19 protein-coding genes and 1 pseudogene are annotated in these 19,867 nt (G+C 44.5%); 10 read left to right on the top strand and 10 right to left on the bottom strand.

The genetic code is table 11. From position 1 onward, the window contains the following. A partial coding sequence (locus H6H02_RS25350) for a transposase (RefSeq protein ID WP_190823022.1) occupies positions 1 to 487 on the top strand: 487 nt, incomplete at its 5' end. An 840-nt stretch (positions 488 to 1,327) separates the two neighbouring features. Here H6H02_RS25350 and H6H02_RS25355 read toward each other — a convergent pair. Beyond that, entirely contained in the window at positions 1,328 to 1,573 is a 246-nt protein-coding gene (locus H6H02_RS25355) for a hypothetical protein (protein ID WP_190823024.1), read from the bottom strand. 195 nt (positions 1,574 to 1,768) lie between these two features. Between H6H02_RS25355 and H6H02_RS25360 the strand changes: the two genes are divergently transcribed. Then, complete coding sequence (locus H6H02_RS25360) at positions 1,769 to 4,321, top strand: NACHT domain-containing protein (protein WP_190823026.1); 2,553 nt, start codon at positions 1,769 to 1,771, stop codon at positions 4,319 to 4,321. 721 nt (positions 4,322 to 5,042) lie between these two features. Here the strand turns inward: H6H02_RS25360 and H6H02_RS25365 are convergent. Then, positions 5,043 to 5,309: a Precorrin-3B methylase gene (locus H6H02_RS25365; protein WP_190823028.1), complete on the bottom strand. Its 267-nt coding sequence runs from the start codon at positions 5,307 to 5,309 to the stop codon at positions 5,043 to 5,045. Between the two features lie 85 nt (positions 5,310 to 5,394). Here H6H02_RS25365 and H6H02_RS25370 point away from each other — a divergent pair, with 85 nt between their 5' ends. Both H6H02_RS25370 and H6H02_RS25375 read left to right on the top strand, forming a co-directional pair. Continuing rightward, complete coding sequence (locus H6H02_RS25370) at positions 5,395 to 5,949, top strand: DUF6438 domain-containing protein (RefSeq protein ID WP_190823029.1); 555 nt, start codon at positions 5,395 to 5,397, stop codon at positions 5,947 to 5,949. 314 nt (positions 5,950 to 6,263) lie between these two features. Then, on the top strand, positions 6,264 to 6,950 hold the full coding sequence (locus H6H02_RS25375; RefSeq protein ID WP_190823031.1) for a Coq4 family protein: 687 nt from the start codon (positions 6,264 to 6,266) through the stop codon (positions 6,948 to 6,950). On the opposite strand, the gene H6H02_RS25380 is transcribed toward H6H02_RS25375, so the two are convergent. From H6H02_RS25380 to H6H02_RS25390, 3 genes are all read right to left on the bottom strand, one after another. Continuing rightward, positions 6,928 to 7,134 (bottom strand): hypothetical protein, encoded by a 207-nt coding sequence (locus H6H02_RS25380; RefSeq protein WP_190823034.1) that lies wholly within the window; start codon positions 7,132 to 7,134, stop codon positions 6,928 to 6,930. The two genes, H6H02_RS25375 and H6H02_RS25380, sit on opposite strands and share 23 nt — an antisense overlap. 2 nt (positions 7,135 to 7,136) lie before the next feature. Beyond that, positions 7,137 to 7,430 carry a hypothetical protein gene (locus tag H6H02_RS25385; RefSeq protein ID WP_190823036.1) on the bottom strand — a complete coding sequence of 98 codons (294 nt, stop codon included), beginning with the start codon at positions 7,428 to 7,430 and terminating at the stop codon, positions 7,137 to 7,139. Between the two features lie 173 nt (positions 7,431 to 7,603). Next, a complete protein-coding gene (locus tag H6H02_RS25390; protein ID WP_190823038.1) occupies positions 7,604 to 9,343 on the bottom strand; it encodes an ABC transporter ATP-binding protein/permease in 1,740 nt (579 codons plus the stop codon). Positions 9,344 to 9,450: 107 nt separating this feature from the next. On the opposite strand from H6H02_RS25390, the pseudogene H6H02_RS28010 reads away from it, so the two are divergent. Beyond that, positions 9,451 to 9,558: pseudogene (locus tag H6H02_RS28010) on the top strand (aminoacyl-tRNA hydrolase); the annotation flags it as partial. A gap of 215 nt (positions 9,559 to 9,773) precedes the next feature. Here the strand turns inward: H6H02_RS28010 and H6H02_RS25400 are convergent. Beyond that, positions 9,774 to 10,523: a L,D-transpeptidase gene (locus H6H02_RS25400; RefSeq protein ID WP_190823042.1), complete on the bottom strand. Its 750-nt coding sequence runs from the start codon at positions 10,521 to 10,523 to the stop codon at positions 9,774 to 9,776. Between the two features lie 204 nt (positions 10,524 to 10,727). On the opposite strand from H6H02_RS25400, the gene arfB reads away from it, so the two are divergent. The 3 genes from arfB to H6H02_RS25415 all read left to right on the top strand — a co-directional run bounded on the left by arfB (position 10,728) and on the right by H6H02_RS25415 (position 12,111). After that, entirely contained in the window at positions 10,728 to 11,144 is a 417-nt protein-coding gene (arfB, locus tag H6H02_RS25405; RefSeq protein ID WP_190823044.1) for an alternative ribosome rescue aminoacyl-tRNA hydrolase ArfB, read from the top strand. Beyond that, positions 11,137 to 11,874, top strand: coding sequence for a class I SAM-dependent methyltransferase (locus H6H02_RS25410; protein WP_190823046.1), 738 nt, complete (start codon positions 11,137 to 11,139; stop codon positions 11,872 to 11,874). Before arfB ends, H6H02_RS25410 begins: the two co-directional genes overlap by 8 nt. Positions 11,875 to 11,949: 75 nt before the next feature. Continuing rightward, positions 11,950 to 12,111, top strand: a complete 162-nt coding sequence (locus tag H6H02_RS25415) for a hypothetical protein (protein WP_190823048.1) — start codon at positions 11,950 to 11,952, stop codon at positions 12,109 to 12,111. Here the strand turns inward: H6H02_RS25415 and H6H02_RS25420 are convergent. The 3 genes from H6H02_RS25420 to H6H02_RS25430 form a co-directional block, all read right to left on the bottom strand. Then, positions 12,095 to 13,096, bottom strand: a complete 1,002-nt coding sequence (locus H6H02_RS25420) for a hypothetical protein (RefSeq protein WP_190823050.1) — start codon at positions 13,094 to 13,096, stop codon at positions 12,095 to 12,097. The genes H6H02_RS25415 and H6H02_RS25420 overlap by 17 nt on opposite strands. 533 nt (positions 13,097 to 13,629) lie before the next feature. Beyond that, positions 13,630 to 14,874 (bottom strand): family 1 glycosylhydrolase, encoded by a 1,245-nt coding sequence (locus H6H02_RS25425; RefSeq protein WP_190823052.1) that lies wholly within the window; start codon positions 14,872 to 14,874, stop codon positions 13,630 to 13,632. Positions 14,875 to 14,973: 99 nt separating this feature from the next. Continuing rightward, a complete protein-coding gene (locus tag H6H02_RS25430; RefSeq protein WP_199329583.1) occupies positions 14,974 to 15,807 on the bottom strand; it encodes an aldo/keto reductase in 834 nt (277 codons plus the stop codon). 306 nt (positions 15,808 to 16,113) lie between these two features. Between H6H02_RS25430 and H6H02_RS25435 the strand changes: the two genes are divergently transcribed. Beyond that, the gene (locus H6H02_RS25435; protein WP_190823055.1) at positions 16,114 to 16,734 is read left to right on the top strand and encodes an alpha-ketoglutarate-dependent dioxygenase AlkB; all 621 of its coding nucleotides are present in this window, start codon (positions 16,114 to 16,116) and stop codon (positions 16,732 to 16,734) included. Here the strand turns inward: H6H02_RS25435 and H6H02_RS25440 are convergent. Continuing rightward, the gene (locus H6H02_RS25440) at positions 16,712 to 17,905 is read right to left on the bottom strand and encodes a GUN4 domain-containing protein (protein ID WP_190823057.1); all 1,194 of its coding nucleotides are present in this window, start codon (positions 17,903 to 17,905) and stop codon (positions 16,712 to 16,714) included. The two genes, H6H02_RS25435 and H6H02_RS25440, sit on opposite strands and share 23 nt — an antisense overlap. Positions 17,906 to 18,627: 722 nt before the next feature. Here H6H02_RS25440 and H6H02_RS25445 point away from each other — a divergent pair. Then, positions 18,628 to 19,674 carry a radical SAM protein gene (locus H6H02_RS25445; RefSeq protein ID WP_190823059.1) on the top strand — a complete coding sequence of 349 codons (1,047 nt, stop codon included), beginning with the start codon at positions 18,628 to 18,630 and terminating at the stop codon, positions 19,672 to 19,674. Positions 19,675 to 19,867: the final 193 nt, after the last annotated feature.

The following is a 19,867-nucleotide window of genomic DNA, read 5'->3' on the forward strand; positions in this document are numbered from 1 at the left end:
AAATGCTCGGATTGTCTTTGACCGATTCCATGTGATGAAAAAGGTGAATGACGCTTTAAATAAATTGAGAAAGCTTTTGGGGAGCACTGCTAAAAGAAGTAAGCATTTACTCCTGAAAAATTTTAACCGTCTGACCGAAGAAAAGAAGCAAGAGTTAGAACAGGTTTTAAGCCAATCACCCTGTCTCAGGATTGCTTATGAAATGAAAGAAGAATTTCGCCAGATTTATGAAACTAGCAAAACTTTCAAATCCGGTCAACTTCAGATAGAAGAATGGCTACGTTACGCCCAATTGTTTTACCAAGAAGCTACTCAGACTATCCGAAAACACTTGTCGGGAATTTGCAATTACTTTATCAGTAGAACAACTAGCGGAGTGATGGAGGGAATTAACAACAAGATAAAGCTGATTAAGCGACAAGGTTATGGATTTACTAACTTTAAAAACTTTCGCGCACGGCTACTTGCTGCTTTTGATGATAAGTAAAAGTAATCACCCAAACTACAGGAGAGCCAAATTTTTTTTGGCAAACGTCGCCGCCTCAGATATTACCAAATTAGTAAGATTGATGCCCCCGACCCTACTGGAGAAGAAAGTTGGTACATCACGACTAATTTATCAGTTAATTTATCTCTAAATTTTGCTCAATTTTATAGTTTAATAAACTGAATTGAATATAGTTTTAAACAAGTCAAAAATTAACTGGCGTGGACTAATTTTTGTCTGAATAATTGTGAAAGTATTGAGCATTGGTGGGAAATAATTTTTACTACATATCTTTTAGTCAGTATCCAAGCCACCTATTTTCAATTTCATCACCAATCAAGCACAACATCTACCCCAGAGTCTTCATTCAATAACTCTAATCTTGCTCAACATAGTCAACATCCAGACTGGGAGTCCGGCACAACATGGAAGAGAGCTTTAAATAACTTGAGATTGATTATTCAACCACTAATTTTTTACCGTTTGATTCAACCTTGGTTAACAGTATTTAACATTCCTGGTATGAAACGTTACTTTTTGAAATTAATTGACTTCATGAATGATTTTAGGGCGAGTCCGGTCAGTTTCCCTATTGCTAGTTGAATTTCTACTAATTTTTCTTTTCCTAAAGTAACAAAAGAGGGATTAGTTCAAATCCTCATGACGAACTTACTGGCAGTGGCATGACGCCGGAAGACTCTGTGAAAGGCTTGTTGAAGTGGGTTAAAGAATTAATGCTTGAGAACACGGCTAATATTTGGCATAGCAACAGGGAAGTTCTGCTGTGCTGAGATGGCACTAATTGCCATCTCAGCCTTAAGGTGATCGCTTCCCTTGTCCCTACTTCTTTGCTACCTCGTTATCTTCAACCGGTTTGGAGAATTCAGTCGAGCCTAGTAGCCCAAAGATTGCTCCAATACCCAAATTCCAGGTCGTATTACATATCTCAAAAATGCGGTTTTGTTGGGATGATAGGTTGCTTTGGGTTGAAAGGGCAATCGCTCCAACTCCTGACAAAAGTGTCAAGGTGACTACAGTAAAGAAGATTTGCTGAAAAATAGAAGGGTTCTTCAATTGGCGATTCATAGTTTTTTCTCCATTCAACGTACTGAATTTATTGAACTACAAGGAATCCAGACTTGAGAACACTGACTTAGAGGAGACTTAGACTGATTTGCAATCAGTATTTCCTAACTTCCCTGACTTAAGCTGATATTGCCTAATTTGGAAGGCAAAAAGCGGCTAGACTGGCGATTGATAGACGGATTAACTGCGCGACCGATGACCTACCCCGAAATCTTTTTGCAAGAGTTAGCCAAGCCAAAGCGCCTGTCACCAGGGAAGATGGAGGTTTTTCTAGCGCTTTTCGGGCAGGGACTGAGCCGCGAACAGATTGCTCAACAGCTTGGTAATAAACCCAGGGCAGTCAGTGTGAGGCTGACAGGGGTGTACGAGAAGTTCGGTTTGGGTGAGGTAAGCGGTCCTGTTAAAGAGAAGATGCTGGGAGAATTGTTGGCGGATCACTATCGGCGGTGGAAGGCTAAACAAACTCAAGATGTCAAGGACGAAACAGAGATAGTTGATGAATTGAATGCCTTGGTACGGAAAGTTCGAGCGCATGGCAAAGACAGAATCATCAACAAAATTGGCACTATGCGAATGCTGCGAGTGCGTGAGCCTGTGCAAGTTAATGAAATTTATGTTGATCTAAATCTATTAGAGCAGTCCTGTTGTGATTTACCGTTTGCTGAACAGCAAGATCAGCTTGAACCCAATAGCACAAACTTCAGGCAGCAATTTGATCGAATAGGACGCAGCCAACCCACAAAAGAACATATCCCTGCATTAGACATTATACGAGCAAACAGCAGCAAACCAATAATGATATTGGGAAAGCCCGGAGCCGGAAAAACTACATTGCTGAAATCATTAGCAGTGAAATGTGTGAATGGTGAATTGGATTGGGAACAGAAATCCTACGTCCCCATTTTCATCACCCTGAAAACATTTGCTGATGATTTCCGCCGCTCACTTCAAAAATGGGAACCCGAAAAACCTTTGATATTGCTTCAGGCAATTCAGCAGGAATTGAAACTTTGGGGCATTACCGATGAGCAAGTGATCGAGAGACTTGTTACAGAGGGGCGCTTCTGGCTGTTGTTGGATGGGTTAGATGAAGTTTCAGGGGATAAGGGAAAAGCTGTTGTGCAGCAGATTCGATGGTTATGCGATCACCACTCTACTAATCGGATAACAGTTACCTGCCGAACGCAGCAACAAAAATATCGCTTTGACAATTCCCTCATTGATGTCGAAGTTGCCGATTTTACTCCCGCTCAAGTTCAAAATTTTCTCGATCACTGGTTTAAATGTGTTCTGGGTCAACAACATCAAGTCCAAGCAGAGAGTTTGTCCAAAAGCTTGTTTGAGCAACTTCAGCAATCTGAAAACAAGTCCATTGCTGAATTGGCAGTAACGCCTATTTTGCTCAATCTTATCTGCGTCTACGCTGAAAGAAATCAGGGAACACTTCCTCAAAAACGTGCCAGTCTTTATGAAATGAGCATTCGATGCTTACTTACTGACTGGGACAAAGAAAAAGTCAATGAGATTGAACGTCTCAACCTATCTGGTCTTGATGTTGATGAGAAAGAAGCTTTGCTGTCCTATCTTGCTTTCACACTGTTTGAGCAAAACATCTACATTGCATCCCGAAAAACATTAATTAAACTAATTAAAAAGTTTCACAACTATCGAGGTTCAGAAGCTGAGATAATAATGAAATCTCTTGAAGCTGAACATGGGTTGCTAATTGAACGAGCAGAAGGTTACTGGTCATTTTCCCATCTCACGCTTCAGGAGTATTTTGTTGCCAGGTGGTTTACATATGAAGATAAATTTGAATCCCTCAAACCGTATTTACCAAATCCAAGATGGAATGAAGTTTTTTTCTTAGCGTTAGAGCTTTCTGAGGATACAATTAAGTCATTAAATAATTTAAAAAATTGGACAGATGAAATAGTAGCTTCCCATAAAAGCATTCAAAGTTTTTTGAGTTTTACGCATCGAAAATCAAAAAAAACTCAGTCTCGCTATAACTCTACAGTTATACGTGCTTACTATTTCAATATTAATGCGGGTCTTGAATGCCACGATTTATGGGAGTGGGAATATATACATTTTACGACTCTGCCTGACATTCTGGGCTACGACTATGAAGATGAATGTGAAATTTTAGCTTTTGACGCGAATCTCGCAAACATACTCTACACAGCATTGAGCGTTGAAAATCATGTAGATTATGCGCTTTCTTTTGGAGAATATGCAGAAGCTGCTATTGAACAAAACAACATTGAAGCTTTTATGGCGCATATCCAAGCAGCAGATGTTGTTGTCGAGTTAGCTGAGAGATTAGAAGGGATCGCTTCCCAAGCTAAGTCATTTGAACCCAGCTTTTTGACCCGATTCCAGAAGTTGTATAACCAAATCAATTCACAATTTGAAGCTGTATGTGAATATATTGACAATTTGTCTAACCTGGATGAGTGGTGGAATGAAAATGGTTTTGATTGGCTTGAAGAGTTGAATGACTTAATTATTAGTTGCCGTGATATTGGTTATCGTGGGTTGATTGAGACAAAGCAGGATACTTTATTACTAGAACAGTATCGAAACGCAAACGAATTGATTGTGAAGTGTTTAGCTAGCTTGCCTGAAGTAGATACTGAAATAAAAAATGAAATTGAGGAAACGTTATTATTGCCCATCAAAGAGATTCAGCGTTGGAATAAGAAGTATAACAGAACATTGACTAGCTATAATAATACCAGCTAAACATACTAAACATAATTTTTTCATCAGTTGTGCTATGGATATTTAAAGAAGTAGATGAGAGTTACTAAGTTTAACGTCAGTTCGGATTAAGGCAATTCCGCTGCTAGTTCTATAAAGAAATAGGAGTTTCAGCCAACGATAGAATCAATCTTTCAGCTTATTCCAAACTTGGGTTACTAAGATGGGTTGTTTCGTGTCTATAGATAGCTGAAATCTGACAATTCAAGGATCAGGTAGCTTACAACTACTCGCTCTTGCATTTCTCTCATGATGTTCCAATTCACTTGGAACATCATCTCTAGTGAACCACCAAGCCCAAGCGATTAAGAAGGATTGAAGGGGAAGTCGCAACCAAATGAGGAGTGGATCGTGGGGCGAAGTTGGAACATTAATGTTATTGATTGCTTGATAGAGATTTGCTGGAAAAACCGCAATGTAAAGTACAACCAGAGTTCAGGCTACGAAACGACTAAGTTGAGGAATTAATAAGCCAACTCCTGGCTATACTATTGCTCGTTTGTCATCCAAGACTATCGCCAAATGCTGATTTTGTTTAAACTCAACTAGCTTAAAAATGCCTATCACTCTTTGATCCAAGGCTAAATTTTCTACACGTGGAAGTAGTTGTTCTGGACTAGGGCGATCGTCCTTCAACCAAAAAGCTTACTCCTAGCATCTACAACAGAGAGTTAACCAAGCGCGATCGTACTCTCCCCATATCTTACTTTGACTTTCGTTTCGACTTGGACGGCGTTCGGTATGCGCCAAAGTATTTTTCACTGCGGTAACGAAGCCACATCCGCAACTGCTGCGGAATCTGGTCTTTTTGTTCTTTCGTCAGCGTGTTATAAAGCGCTAAGGCGCGATCGCGTTCTCCCCGACAAGCAGCATTATTATGGGCATCCCAATAGCTACGGGCAACCCGAATCCGCCGACAGACTTCCTTGATGAGTGCTTCTCCCGTGAGAGGATTTTCCTGCTTTGCCATACTTCAATCAGAACGCCCTACCCTAAATCCTAACCTGTAGCATCAAGGCGATCGCTCCTTCTTCGATTTAGTGTTTGGAAGGATTATGCGATCGCCACTTCTTCTAAGTCTAATAATCGGTGTAGCCAGTAGTGTTCTAACCGTCTCTATTCCTAACTCCCCGTTCCTGGCGGCTAAAACCACGACTCCGAATCAAAGGCTACTCAATCAACCTCAACCAGTGTCACGACAAGCTGCACTGACACTCGAACGAACAGCCTGTTTTGGCTTTTGCCCCATTTATAAGCTCACTGTTTATGGCAATGGCAAGGTGGTTTACGAGGGCAAACGGTTTGTGAAAGTGACTGGCACCCGAACAACAACTATCAGTAAAACAGCAGCTAGAAAGCTCATTGCAGACTTTCAAAAGCTTAACTACTTCAAGCTTCAAGACAGCTACACAGGTGGACACACTGATGATCCTTCTGCCATCACCTCATTGAGGATGGGCAAGAAACAAAAAATAGTACATTATTACCTCCCTTCACCTGACGCACCGACCCAACTAACAGAATTAGAAAATAAAATTGATACCGTAGTGAATTCTAAGCAGTGGATTGGAACAGATGCTGAATGCGCCCCACGAGGAACTACGAAGTAATTAGATTGGCGTTCGCGCAGCGTGCCGGAGGCATCCGCTCCTACTCAATTGCTGCAAAACTTTGCCCCATAGATAGTCGCAATCAGGCAATTCAAGAATCCGTAAAATAGTCCTAAACAGACCGTGGCTGCGCTAGTATGATGCACAAGGAAGTTGCGTGTTAACTGAGATAGAAGCTGAACGCAACAGAGCGATCGCAGCTAGAGTATAGGGCAGCACAACTGGCAGAGCGGCTAAGAGCTGCGGGTCTCGATCCAGATATCTAAAATTATCCCGCCAAGGGTTCGTTCATTTTGATTACCGAAGGTTTCCCGATGTCAAAATCTCCCTCGATTATCAATGCTGATATGAGTCGCTCGGTTACTCCAGAAATTCTGAAAGGTTTGGAAGGTTTCCTTGCCTTTATCGATGACGCAACAGATACCGAGGCAGTTTTTGATATTGCTGCTGCCTTAGCCAAGCATGAAGTTTCTACTGCCGCGATTACCTATCTCAAGTCCTATCCTGAAATCGCTCAACTTTTTGAAGAACAATATATTGCACCGACTCCCAATCTAGAAGCGTTACTCAAGCTGCCTGAAGATTCGTTAGGCTTTGCCTATGCCTCTCATATGCGAGCAGCCAACCTCGATCCAGAGTTCTATCGCAAAGTCGAGCTGATTGATGAATGGAACTATTTAGCACTGCGTATGCGACAAACCCATGATATTTGGCATACCGTTACAGGATTTGGCACCGATATTGCTGGAGAGATTGGGCTGCAAGCATTTTCAATCGCGCAAAATCGCTCTCCGCTTGCAGTGATGTTGATTGCCGGAATCACCCTGAATACGATCAAGATGAACAGGGATTTAAACCCGCTTGTACGTATCATTCAGCAGGGCTACGATTTGGGGTATCAGGCAAAACCCTTTCTAGGGCAGAAGTGGGAAGAGGCTTGGGAAAAGCCTCTAGCAGACTGGAGAGCGGAGTTAAATGTCACTCCTTTTCGCCATGTTTGACCAGAGCTAGCGGTTGTTTAATCTGCCACGTCTTATCCTGGGATTCCAGCAAAGACTGATGGTGAGAAGCCAACGTAGAGCGATGCCCGACACTCAAAAAAGTTGTCCCTTTCGCGTGTAAATTCGGAGTACACGCGAATCGGTGGCTGCGGCTATCAAGCGATCGCGCTAGGTGAATCGCCACTGCTAATCCTTATCTTCTCCATCCTTCTCCTCTTCTCCATCATTCTCCTCATCGTCATCCTGATCGGAGGATTGAGTGTTCTCTTGGCGCTCGTCATCGTCATCATCAGCCTGATTAACGTTCTCGGATTCTTTTTCCGATTCTTCTACAGGTTCGGGATTTTTAGCGGCTTCACCACAACCAACCAGAACGATATTACCTGCGAACATCACAAGCAGACCCAAGCAAAAAGCACTAAAAGATTTATTCCACAGCGGTATCATTTGGGATTTGGGTTCTCCATCAATACTATTCATTTCTTTTTAAACTTTAGCGAACTGCACTGGATTTAAACCTTAGATTGGATTTATCTATGGTCATAAATTGGGTTATGGCTGGACTTGTGCTTGCCACCCTCCCTTGAATTGACTATTTCAATGACCAGGTATTTTCGCACAAATGGGATGTTTCCGCCCATCGCCCTAAAATATCAGGTAGTGGATGGAAGTTCCAACAACTCCGGTTGTTCTTCGACAAGAGCCAGAGGTTGTTTGAGCTGCCAAGTCTTATCCTGGGAGAGTTCCAGCAAAGACTGATGGTAAGAAGCCAACGTAGCGCGATGCCCCACACTTAAGAAAGTAGTCCCTTTCGCCTGCAAATGTTGATATAATCGCTCCTCGTTGCTTAAATCTAGGGCGCTGGTCGCTTCATCCAGGATGGCGTAGTTGGGTTTATTCAGCAACAACCGAGCGAAAGTTAGCCGTTGTTGTTCACCCAACGAGAGGACATCTGCCCAATCTTGTTCGGCATCAAAGCCGCCAAATCGTTCATCCAGTCCCGCCAAGTTCACCTGTTCCAGCACTTGCTTTAAGTGTTCGTCGTCAACCTCAAGGTGCGTGTTGGGATACAGCAATTGATCGCGCAGAGTACCCAGCACCATGTAAGGACGTTGCGGCAAAAATAGGATCTGGTTCGATTCAGGGCGAATAATGGTTCCTGTACCAGAATCCCATAACCCCGCGATCGCTCTCAGCAGCGAACTCTTACCGCAACCACTTGGCCCCATCACCAAAAGTCCCTGTGCAGCAGGTAACTCTATGGACAAATCTTCTACTAATGTGCGCTGATAATTGGGAGTTTGCAGGCTGAGATGTTCGACTGCCAGCCGATCTGCTGATACCGTCTGAATCCTAGGTTGCTCATCGGATGCCCGATCAGCCTCTACCTGTTCTAAAAACTGGGCAAAGGTATAGAGACGATTAATCCCAGCGCCAAAAGTGGTCAATTGTTGGAAGCGGGCAACGACAACATTGAGCGAGAAAAAGACGCGGACAAAAGCACCTTGTGCCTCAGACACCTTACCCACCTCCATTTCTCCGGCAAAAATCGCGGGTGCGACAACTAGGGCAGGCAGGACGAAGGGGATGAACTCATAAGCGTTGGTGAGAACATTTAAGTTTAATTCCCAAACCAGCAGACGCTTGACATTCTCAAACACATCGAGGAACCGATGCTTAACTTGATTCGACTCCTGTTCTTCCCCTCGATAGAATGCGATCGCTTCCGCATTCTCCCGAATCCTCACCAAGCCAAAACGGAGATTCGCTTCCTTCTTCAATTGTTCAAAGTTGAGTCGGACAAGCGGCTTACCAAATACAAAAGTTGTTACTACTGTCCCAATTAGGGCATATAGCACCAGAAACAACACCAGGGGTTTAGAAATGCCCCAAAGTACACTGCTGAAGGCGATCGTTGACAGCACAGACTGCACCAACACCAGCACAAAGGTGAGAGATTCCTGGGTAAAACTCCTAACATCCTCTGCAATCCGCTGATCCGGGTTATCAATTTCGGTTCCTGAGATATGCAGATTGTAATAAGCGCGATTGTGAAAGTAATTATCCACGAATCGATGGGTAAGCCATTTGCGCCATTGCAAACTCAGGCGATCGCGCAGATAGGTATAGCCTGCGAGCAACGGTGCATAGATCACCAGCACAGCAATGAAAATGATGACCGTTTCCCAGAAGCGTGGCTCATCACGGGCTGAGAGGGCTGAAATCAGCACCCCTCGCTTGTTGTTGAGAACTACACTCAACCCCGTATACGCTAGCAGCAACAGCACAACCCCAAGCAGTAACCCTCTGGCTTGCCATTTCTCATCCCCAGACCAATAGGACTTGGCGATCGTCCAAAACTGCTGGACTACATTGAAGTTCAATCGATCCATCGGCTTATTTTCCTTACTTTGTCTGTCAGGAGATAATGAATAAAGGCGAATCAGAGCGAAATCTGCTCAACGACTGGTGCGACTCATCTCTGGACAATTGTTAAATTATGCTACAAATTTTTAACACGGTGAGTATCCCAGAGTATGAGATTGAGATGATTGCAATGCTCTCTCAAGGGGCAGGCGGGCAAAACGTCAATAAAGTAGCAACTTCTGAGCGCAGTTGCAGTCAATCAATACAAACTTCTGCCAAAGCTTCAGGTGTAAAGGTGCGGAGTGCAATGCCAATTGTAGAAGCTAACTATATAAAGACGCGAATCATAAGTGATGAAGGGGCAAGTTTAGCGGAAAACTAGCTGGTTTATACTCAGCTTGATTTGGGAACAAAGAGTATTACCGCGATCGCAGAAAACACAACCACGTCAATACATTAATCAACAATCGTTACTTTGGTACTTAACTTTACCCAACCCTTCTCAATTAACTGCTGCAATGTGTTTGAGTCGAGATGGATGCAGCCACCTGAGTTAGCTTGACCAATATTGTCAGGATTGGGTGTACCATGAAGTGCGATTGAGAACCAGTAGGGTGTTCCCTGAAATGTACTCATCTTGGGACCCGTGATGCTTGTCGTTGAAGTGAGTCCGATATAGCCATTTCCATAGGCTCTGTCTGAGCTACCGTTCCCATCAAAGTCAAGAGAATTCATGTTCTTGAATAGCTGAGCTAATCCTTGCTGAGGGTTAACTAAGTTGCGATACTGAGTAACCTTGATAAAACGCTTAACGTTATTTTGGGAAATCTGGTTGTACTCAGACTTCTTGTAGAGAATCAAGTCTACGCTCATCTCGCCTGTGGGAGTAACAAAGTCATTCATATTTTGTTTGTCTTTGAGTCCGCCCTTACCAATACCAATACTTGCCTTGTAAACCGGAACGCTTTGGTTATTGAGTACCTCTAAGCGCTTGTCTACTCGATGAATGAGCAGCGAGTAACGTTCTTCTTGAATGCTGTTGAGTTTATCAGCATTCTTTACGGATGGTGGCGAGGATTGTGGCTTGGCTTCAATTACGTTTTTTGGAGTTGGAACGACAGCATCAGATGATGTACAAGCGCATAGGGCTATTGGTAGTAGTGCAACTAAGAGCCAGTTTGAGATGAGACGAGATGTTCTGAACACAACTAACCTAACTGGGGCTTGCTCAACTAATTCTCATGATATAAGGGAGATCCTGTAAATTGTTCTACGCCGTGTTTGATATTGCAGCTAGAGAGGGAGCTAGAGGCGAAGCTACTACTTTATGCTGGAATCAGCACCAATAGAGCCAAACCGGGCAAAAATTTCCGTGCAATGCTGCACTGTCTATAGTCAAGCGAATCAATCATGCTGCAAATTTCTAACACCGTGAGTATTCCAGAGCATGAGATTGAGATGAGTGCGGTGCGATCGCAAGGTGCTGGCGGGCAAAACGTGAATAAGGTAGCAACCGCCATTCACCTGCGCTTTGACATTGTGGCTTCCTCTCTACCTGAACGCTACAAAGAGCGGCTGTTGAAGCTTTCTGACCAGCGCATTACCAAAGATGGGGTAATTGTCATCAAGGCTCAAGAACACCGCAGCCAGGAACAGAATCGGGAAGAAGCGTTGCAACGATTGCAAGACTTGATTAAGAGTGCGATCGCCGTCGTCAAACTCCGCAAAAAGAGCAAACCAACTCGGAGTTCTCAAAGAAAGCGTCTGGATAGTAAAACTAAGCGATCGCAGATTAAGTCGATGCGAGGGAAGGTTACGGATGAGTGAGTGGTACAGAAAAGACCTTGCTTACATTCATGATGTCGGCTTCAGGAGTTATGTTCTGCAAGCAATGCCAGGAATTCTGGCAACTCTCAAGCAGCATGGCATTCAGGATGGACTGATTGTAGATTTGGGGTGTGGTAGTGGTTTGTCAGCTGAGGAGTTGGTTAGGGCAGGCTACCAAGTATTGGGAGTTGATATCTCAGCTGACATGATTGAGATTGCCCGTTGTCGAGTTCCTAGGGCTGAATTTCAGCTAGGCTCGTTGTTCAAGGTTGAAATTCCTGACTGTAATGCGGTGATTTCGATTAGTGAATGTTTTAACTACCTGTTTGACCCCGACCACCAAACACTTACCCAGGTGTTTCAACGCATCCACGATGCTCTCGCACCGGGAGGCGTTTTTATCTTTGATATTGCAGAACCCGGACAGCTGACTTCTGCAACTCCAGTCAAAAGCTTTACCGAAGGCGAAGATTGGATTGTTTTGGTGGAAAAACAGGAAGACCCGGATCGGCACATCCTGACTCGGCGAATCATTACCTTTCGGCAAGTAGGAAACGATTATCGTCGAGATGACGAGGTTCATCGCCAGCAACTATATACAGCAGCAGAAATTGCCACGATGTTGCAACAAGTGGGCTACCAAGTCGAAATTCAGCGTTGTTATGGTCAGTTTGCTTTACCCAACGCCCATGCTGCATTGATTGCCAGAAAATCTATGAGCAACCTTTGACTCTTCCCAGTTGTTCCGGTAGCCATCAAGACTTTAAGCGATCGCAGATTAAGTCGATGCGAGGAAAAGTGACGGATGAATGAGTGGTACAGAAAAGACCTCGTTTACATTCATGATGTCGGTTTCAGGAGTTACGTTCTGCAAGCGATTCCAAAAATTCTGGCAATTCTCAAACAGCATGGCACCGAGGAGTATGGGCGATCGCGCTGGATTACAACTCTCAATTTCCATCGCTGACACCCCATTGAAACTTCATTGCATAGATCTTCGCTACTAAAGTAGAAACTTCAACACTTGAACCAATGGGTGCTAAATCCTGATTGAGAATTTGTTGAGCAGTTGCAAAAGCCTGAGAACCTGTAGTATCACCTGTATGGAAAACCAAGCGATTTACCTGTGCAAGACGAGCCGCCAAAAGTTGCAAAAGAGCCATCAATACACGATTACCTCCGTAGGCTCCGCATCCCCAGAAACCAGTATGAATTATCACAATCGGTTCTTTCAATTGTGAGTATGATTCAATCCTTGCCGCCGAAAATCCAGTAAACGCTGTCGCAAGAATATATTCAATATCTTCTTGGGAGTAAGAGCCATAGCCGCCTGAAGGGGCTTCCATAGCGATAATGTTGGTAATTGTGGGTGGATTGAGTGGTTTTGTTGCCAGTTCAATGGCTTTTGCTGTAGCACGTCCGAAATTGTTACCATAAAGCCCAAAAGGTCTTCCCTCTTCTGCATTTGGATTAGTAGCGATCTCACATCGCCGTTCAACTCCACAAATCAGGACAGGTGTGGGTTCTCCTGCCTCTACGGTTAGCGGCTGAATGCCTGCATCTAACAATGCTTCTCGAAGCGAACCAAGAGCAGGATGTTCAGCTACCTGCATCTCATCCTGAGCGAATAGCGAACCACCGTATGCACAGAAAAGGTCAGAATGGGCGAAATTGAGATACCACTCAACCTGGTTACTGTTCTGATTTGATGGCTCGTAACCAAAGTAACTTGGTTGCTGATGAAACTCAGTTTGAGACTCTGAAAAGGAAAGAATATTTGGAAATGGCATTGCACGCCATCGTGAGAACACTAACTGACCACTAAACTTAGAGCCAGGGGGACAAGCGCACTGGTAAACAATTTTCTTGTTTGTGTCATACAGTTTTGGTGGATAAGAATCTACCAGGTGTTGGGCGTTGAACGTATGACGACAAATCAGATTTTCGTTCATAAACTTTTTCACTTACAGATAGATCGCGCAGCATGGCACAGAGGTGTGAAACGACAAAACCCCAAATGGCTTATCCTGCAACTTTAAACTATGTGCAGCCTCGCTTGATGCTGGCTGCCAACAGATAACCTTGTAGCCATGCCCCCATCAACAACTAAAGCGGCATAACTATTTATTCAACCGCACAAGACCTGTATAACACGCTTATCTGTAATGTTATCCTGCACTTTTGCGGTCTGACACCCGCTAAATTGTACTTTTTTGACTTTTAACTTTTGACTTGCTTAATGGGTTCTATATGCAGCAGCAGAAATTGCCACAATGCCGCAACAGGTGGGCTACCAAGTCGAAATTCAGCGTTGTTATGGTCAGTTTGCTTTACCCAACGCCCATGCTGCATTGATTGCCAGAAAATCTATGAGCAACCTTTGACTCTTCCCAGTTGTTCCGGTAGCCATCAAGACTTTAAGAGATCGCAGATTAAGTCGATGCGAGAGAAGGTTACGGATGAATGAGCGTGCTGGATTGAATCTTTAATGCCAATTGCGGTCGGGTTCTGGCTGCAATCGTTTAGCCGCGTCAATCACATCTTGCAGTTCTACTGGATCGCTCAAGGGGTCATCATCAAGTGTTGTGACCCGATTGAGTTCTTTCTGCCAACGTCGCAATTCTGCAACGTATGCTTCGCAAGGCACCCGCTTCAGATTATCCCCTTCCTCCACCAAATCGTAAATCCCATTGTGCAGCCACTTTCCGGTATGCCAATCCGGCATATCAACAGCAGGGAATAAACAAATTCCATGCAGATCCATCCCCGCATTCACCGCCGCCATAGCCTCTTCCATCACATCCTTGAGCCACTCATCTCTGCCTGCTTCCATCCCACTGGTTTCGCCAATAATCATCGGTCGATGATAGTGTTCCCACACCCACCGCATTAGCTCACAAAGCGGTTTGATGCGGTCGTCGTGGGGTTCTAGCGCCTGATGGGGGCCTTGTTCCCGGTATTCCATTTGACCGAAAGAATAGTGGTTTGCGCCAACGATGTCGAGAATTTCCGGGGAACCGCCGAGTTCGGGATGTTCTCTCCCGTAGAGAATATCCCAAGCCAAAAACGTATCGACATAGGTTTCGTGATGTGCTGCCTCGATCTGATCCGGGCGATCGCGCGGTGCAACGACCTGAACCAAGGGATCGATGTGAACCATCCTTGAGGCGGGTTCCACCTCCCGAATCGCTTTCACTCCTGCGATCGCTGCCTTACACAAGGCTAAACGAAAGCGAAAACGGTCTTCTTTTGTGGTTTTATAAGGAGCCACCCAACCCCACTCGCCACCGCAGAATGAGAAAAAGGTGATCTCGTTGATTGGTGTGAAGAAATAGGGACCACGCAAGCGCGGAATCACATACTCTGCTGCGGCGCGACAGTAACGGGCAAAGCGCTCGGTAAACTCCTCACTAAATGGATCGAGATCGTCTGGATATCCGTAGTGGCACAGATCCCAGATGGGAAGAATCTGCGTCTCCTGCATCGCCTCAATAATGGGGTCAAGGCTAGAGAAGTCGTAGCAGCCATCGCGATCGACTAACGGCCAAGGAATCGCTTCCCGCGCCACATCAATCCCCAGCGATCGCAAGATGTTGTAATCTTCCTGCGCGTGGCGATCGTGCTGTGTCTCTGCAATTAGATTTCGCCGTCCTTTGTCTTTCCAGAGAAACGTCGAACACTCAAAGCCAGAGATGAAGAAGGTGGGGAAGATTCCAGGTCGTTGAGCCATGCATTTGCTCTGTAAGTTTACTCGTCATGGTAGGCACTTTTGCTCATTTGAGACACTATCCAACGCGAGATAAATCCGTTGAGTTCCTTAGAGAAGTGTTTACAGCATTTCTAAGGAAACAGGTTTAGTGGGCGGTGGGAAGGCAGCATCCAGGCCAGCCAATTCATCGGCATTCAATTTCAAATTCAGGGCAGCATAATTCTGTTCTACATGCTCAATGCGGCTGGATTTGGGGATTACAATTACATTGTCTTGATGCAACAACCAGGCGATCGCCACTTGCGCCGCAGTGACTCCTCGTTCCCCAGCGATCGTCTTGAGTGTCCGATTGTTCAGCAAACGCCCTTGCTCAATTGGGGAATACGCCATGATTGGGATACCTTGTTGCCGACACCAGGGCAGTAAATTCCACTCAATTCCCCGTCGCATCAGGTTGTAGAGGACTTGATTGGTAGCAATTCCTTTTCCATCCTTCAAGCCAAAGGCTTCTTCCATATCCTCGACATCAAAATTACTCACCCCATAGCTGCGAATTTTGCCGGATTGTTGAAGCGTCGCCAATGCTTCCAGCGTTTCTCCCAGTGGCACAGAACCGCGCCAGTGCAGCAGGTAAAGGTCAAGATAGTCGGTTTTCAACCGCTGGAGACTTCTTTCGCAGGCAGCGATCGCACCTTGCTTGGAGGCGTTGTGGGGATAAACCTTGCTGACTAAGAAGACGGATGCGCGACGAGTTGCGATCGCTTCTGCTATTACTTCCTCTGCACCGCCTTCGCCATACATTTCGGCAGTGTCAATCAAAGATAAACCCAAATCGAGTCCATGACGCAAGGCATCTATTTCGCTCTGACGATTCCTGGCATTCTCCCCCATCTGCCAGGTGCCCATGCCAAGAATCGGAATTAATTGTCCAGAAGGTAGTTTAAGAGTTCGCATAGCAGTTTCCATCCATTCAAGCTATTGCCCTTGAGCGCATTTTTGTCTAACGCATGGGCATGGCATCAATTCTAGAGAAAAGCGCTGTTAGAGCGGTAGGTGCTTCTGTTGTTTCTGAGTAGAGTTTTTTCAAATAAAACTACGGTAAATTCTGCCGGATTACAACAAAGTTATCGCTTGAAATGGTTAGCAGAAGCCTTAAAGAGTAAATATAAGTACCAGGAATTACGCAACTGTTACGCGCGACCTAATCCAATGAAGTAATAATGAAACTGATTTCTTGCCGACCTCCGTTGTGTTTGTATTATGCTCAGTGCGCCTCTCCAACTGCCTGACGCAGATATCGTGTTCTACCCGTCTCTGCTGGATGAGCAGGAAAGCGATCGCTTGCTCACACAACTGACTGAAACAATCGACTGGCGACAGGACTGGATTACCATCTACGGGCGCTCAATGCCTCAACCCAGACTGACGGCTTGGTATGCCAATCCCGGTGTATCCTACACTTACTCTGGCATCACGATGCACCCCTCTCCCTGGACACGCACGCTACTTGACGTCAAGGCAAAGGCTGAAGCCGTTTCTGGTGTGGTATTCAACAGTGTGTTGCTCAATCTCTACCGAGATGGCAACGACAGTATGGGCTGGCATAGCGATGATGAACCTGAGTTGGGGCAAAATCCAGTTATTGGTTCTCTGAGTTTGGGAGGAACACGGCGGTTCATGCTCCGACACCGCTCTGAGAAAGGCTTGAAGCATCTACTGGAGTTAACTTCTGGTAGTTTCCTGTTGATGCAAGGAACAACGCAGCACTACTGGCAGCATCAAATTCCTAAAACTACACGTCCGGTTCCTCCCCGGATTAATTTGACCTTTCGAGTCATTGACTTGTCACTTCGGCTCACTAGCGAACTTGACACTGATTGAGCTTAGTAAACAAAGCAGGCACGTAGTCGTAATAGCGATCGCTAGCAAGATAAATGGCATCCGTGGTACAACTGCCACAACCAGGTTCGCTGAGAATGTCACTCAATAAGTTAGAGGAAATTCCTCCCCAAGGAAACTGTCCGATTGGTGCCGTAGCAGTAGAGTTCAGTTCCGAATCGAATCGCCATTTGGTTCCAGCTAACACGACCCCAAAAGGATTGTTTTCCGGTAATGGTTGGCTTCTGCGCCATCCCACTGCCTGACCGAACTGCTCAACTCGTGCTTTCGGATTTTTCGTCCGGGAGGCTGTCTGCTGCCAGATGCGCTTTTGAGCGCTGTACCCAAAGCGTCCCTTACTGGCTTGCGACCAGAGGGTGTCTATGCTACGAAAATCTTCACAGGGAAAGCGATTGAGCAGGGTTTTGCTGCCGTAGAGTAAGTCTGCACCCTGTCCTTGTAGTTTCTGCAATCGCTGGAAAATGGCGCGAGTCTCCACATCGGCACCCCGCCAATTGCCTGCTGCCAAAAGGCTTTGGAGGCGGCTGTAGTTGATACGCCATTTGTTAGGAGAAGTGGTAGCGATCGCATCGAAGGTAAAGCTTTTAACGGTGTCCTGATATACCTGCCGGATGGAATCGTTCTTTTGCAGGTAAGCTCCTTGTAGGCGAAATACATAGCGACCATCAGGACTGCTGAACAGCACATTATCAGCCTCATAGAGTCCGGTGGAAGTGTAGGCGATCGCTTTCTGTCCCGCAACGGTGAGGGGGCGATCGTCATTTTGGCTGAGTTCGCCTTTCCAGCTGGTTAGGGGCAACCGCTTGGAGTTGTCGTAAATGGTGATGCTGACGATCGGAGGAGTTTCAGGTAGATTCCCCCGGTTCAAAAAATCTTTCTGCTGCCAGACTTCTAGGACTTCCAGGGGGGGACTTGGCTTCGTCGATTGAGCGGTTTCCGTAGGCGTGATGACATAGCCACGCGGGGAAACGAAGCGGAACCCAAAGCGATCGCTCAGGTAAAACACATCCCGGCTTTGCACAGTTGAGGAACTGGGAGCAGGGCTTGCAGCGATCGCCCCAGGTGTGGGAGATTGAGTGGAGGATGTTGGAAGATTAGTGCTACAGCCAATTGTCAAAAATGTCAGTAGCCCAACTACGATCGTGCGCTTCATATCGCTAGCCTAAGTATTCTTCGATCTTGATGTCGTCTCTAGTCTGGCAAGTTTGCGATTGAATCGGTTGCTTTGTTTCAGTTTGAGATACAAAAGCATAGCGATTTGAATATCCGACCTATAAAAACATCACTGGCTTTAGCGGACTTACCGACGAAACAAGCGCAACCTTTGAGGCACTCGGAGTCGTGACATCTGATTGAAAAGCGATCGCCTTATCTATTCAAAAGTAGAGAGACTCGACTCATGTACAGTTTATGCCGCTAACCGGACACACCCATCAGCTAAGGGTTCACTCAGCTAATTCCATAGGACTTGAGGTATTTATCTTACTACAGGTCGCCATAAAAGGGGGTTGCCAACTGCTAAATCCGCCTTTAGGTAGATGCAAAAAAAATTGTTATCTGTAAACTTTAGGGGATTAAGTAATAACCGTGACTAAGCGCAAGATAATCAGGGATCACGCTCAATAAATCGGTTTGCGAGAACCTGCCTCCTTGGTGAGTGTATAGCAGACTTGTCGGGAGGGCAAACGCATCTAAATTCTAAGAGTCTTGCTGGCTAATGGTTTGAAAAATTTTATGCAAAAATACCCAAACTCCGACATCCTTACTCAGTGGGTATTTCAAAATAAGATGCGTTTGCGCTAGACCTATGGGTGGTAGGGAAAGCCTTGTACAGAAAGAATCAACCACGATAATTAATGCAAGGAGACATCTAAAATGGCATGGCTAACAAAGCGTAGATTAAGTATTCTTGCACATGTAATTAAACACCCTATTAAGTTTTGGAATGCCATAGGATTAATAGCATCCTATTTTTTTAAATTAAAAAAAGTTCCTTTTCTTCCAGTTTCTATTGATATAGAGCCAAATAACAGTTGCAACTTTAAGTGTTCTCATTGCCAGGTAACTCATTGGTCTAAAGAAATAGTTTATTTAGATGATGAATCATTTAACAGGATAGTAGATCAATTTCCCAACCTTGGTCACGTTAAACTTCAAGGAATGGGTGAACCTCTACTTAATAAACAATTTATATCAATGTTAAAATCAGGAGAAAGGCGAGGTCTATTAATGGCGTTTCATTCAAATGCAAGCGTCTGTAATCAAAAAATAGCAGAACAGCTCGTCTCTTTAAAAACTACAACTATTAATTTTAGTATAGATGGAGCAACTTCTGAAACCTTTGAAAATATCAGAGTGAATAGTAATTTGAACCAAATCAAGAAAAATATTCAATATTTGTCTCATATACGCGGTGAAAAAAAAGAACCTAAATTATTAGGTTGGGCTGTAATCACTGATAAAAACTTGCATGAAGTACCACAGATAGTAAAATTATCTAAAGATTTAGGCTTAGATTCAATTACCATACAACCTTTTCTAAGTAACTGGGGAAAGGAAGAAATGAAAAAATATACTGAATCTATTAAAGTTGAGGAAAATTCTGAAGTTTTAACAGATGTTTTGACAGAGGCTAAGAAGTTAGCCAGTGAAGAACAAATTGATTTTAATGTCAACCATACTAATTTGTATTCAAAAAACAAAAAATGTGCATGGGCTTGGATGCGTACATATATTGCTTCTAATGGAGATGTCGTACCTTGCTGTGTAATAGCAGATTCAGATACTGTCAAAATGGGGAATGTTTTTGAAAAAGATTTTGCTGAAATTTGGAACTCAAAAGAGTATCAAGATTTTCGAGAGAGAATTAGAACCCATAATTTACCAGATTACTGTAAGAATTGCTATGTAGATGCAGATTGAGAAAATAAAGCTCTTCTGTTTTTACTATGCTGTACTAGCAGGGCAGGCAGGGGAAGAGGAGAAATAAAACTGTTCTCGTTAAGTAGCTAGGATGATTTAAACCTAAAACGCTCCATCGTATACCCACCTTGTTCACTTCGTGATTCCATGCCCTCCATCACAGCCAGGGCTAAATCATATTCATTGTCAAACA

This window comes from Coleofasciculus sp. FACHB-1120 (assembly GCF_014698845.1).
Lineage (GTDB): Bacteria > Cyanobacteriota > Cyanobacteriia > Cyanobacteriales > FACHB-T130 > FACHB-T130.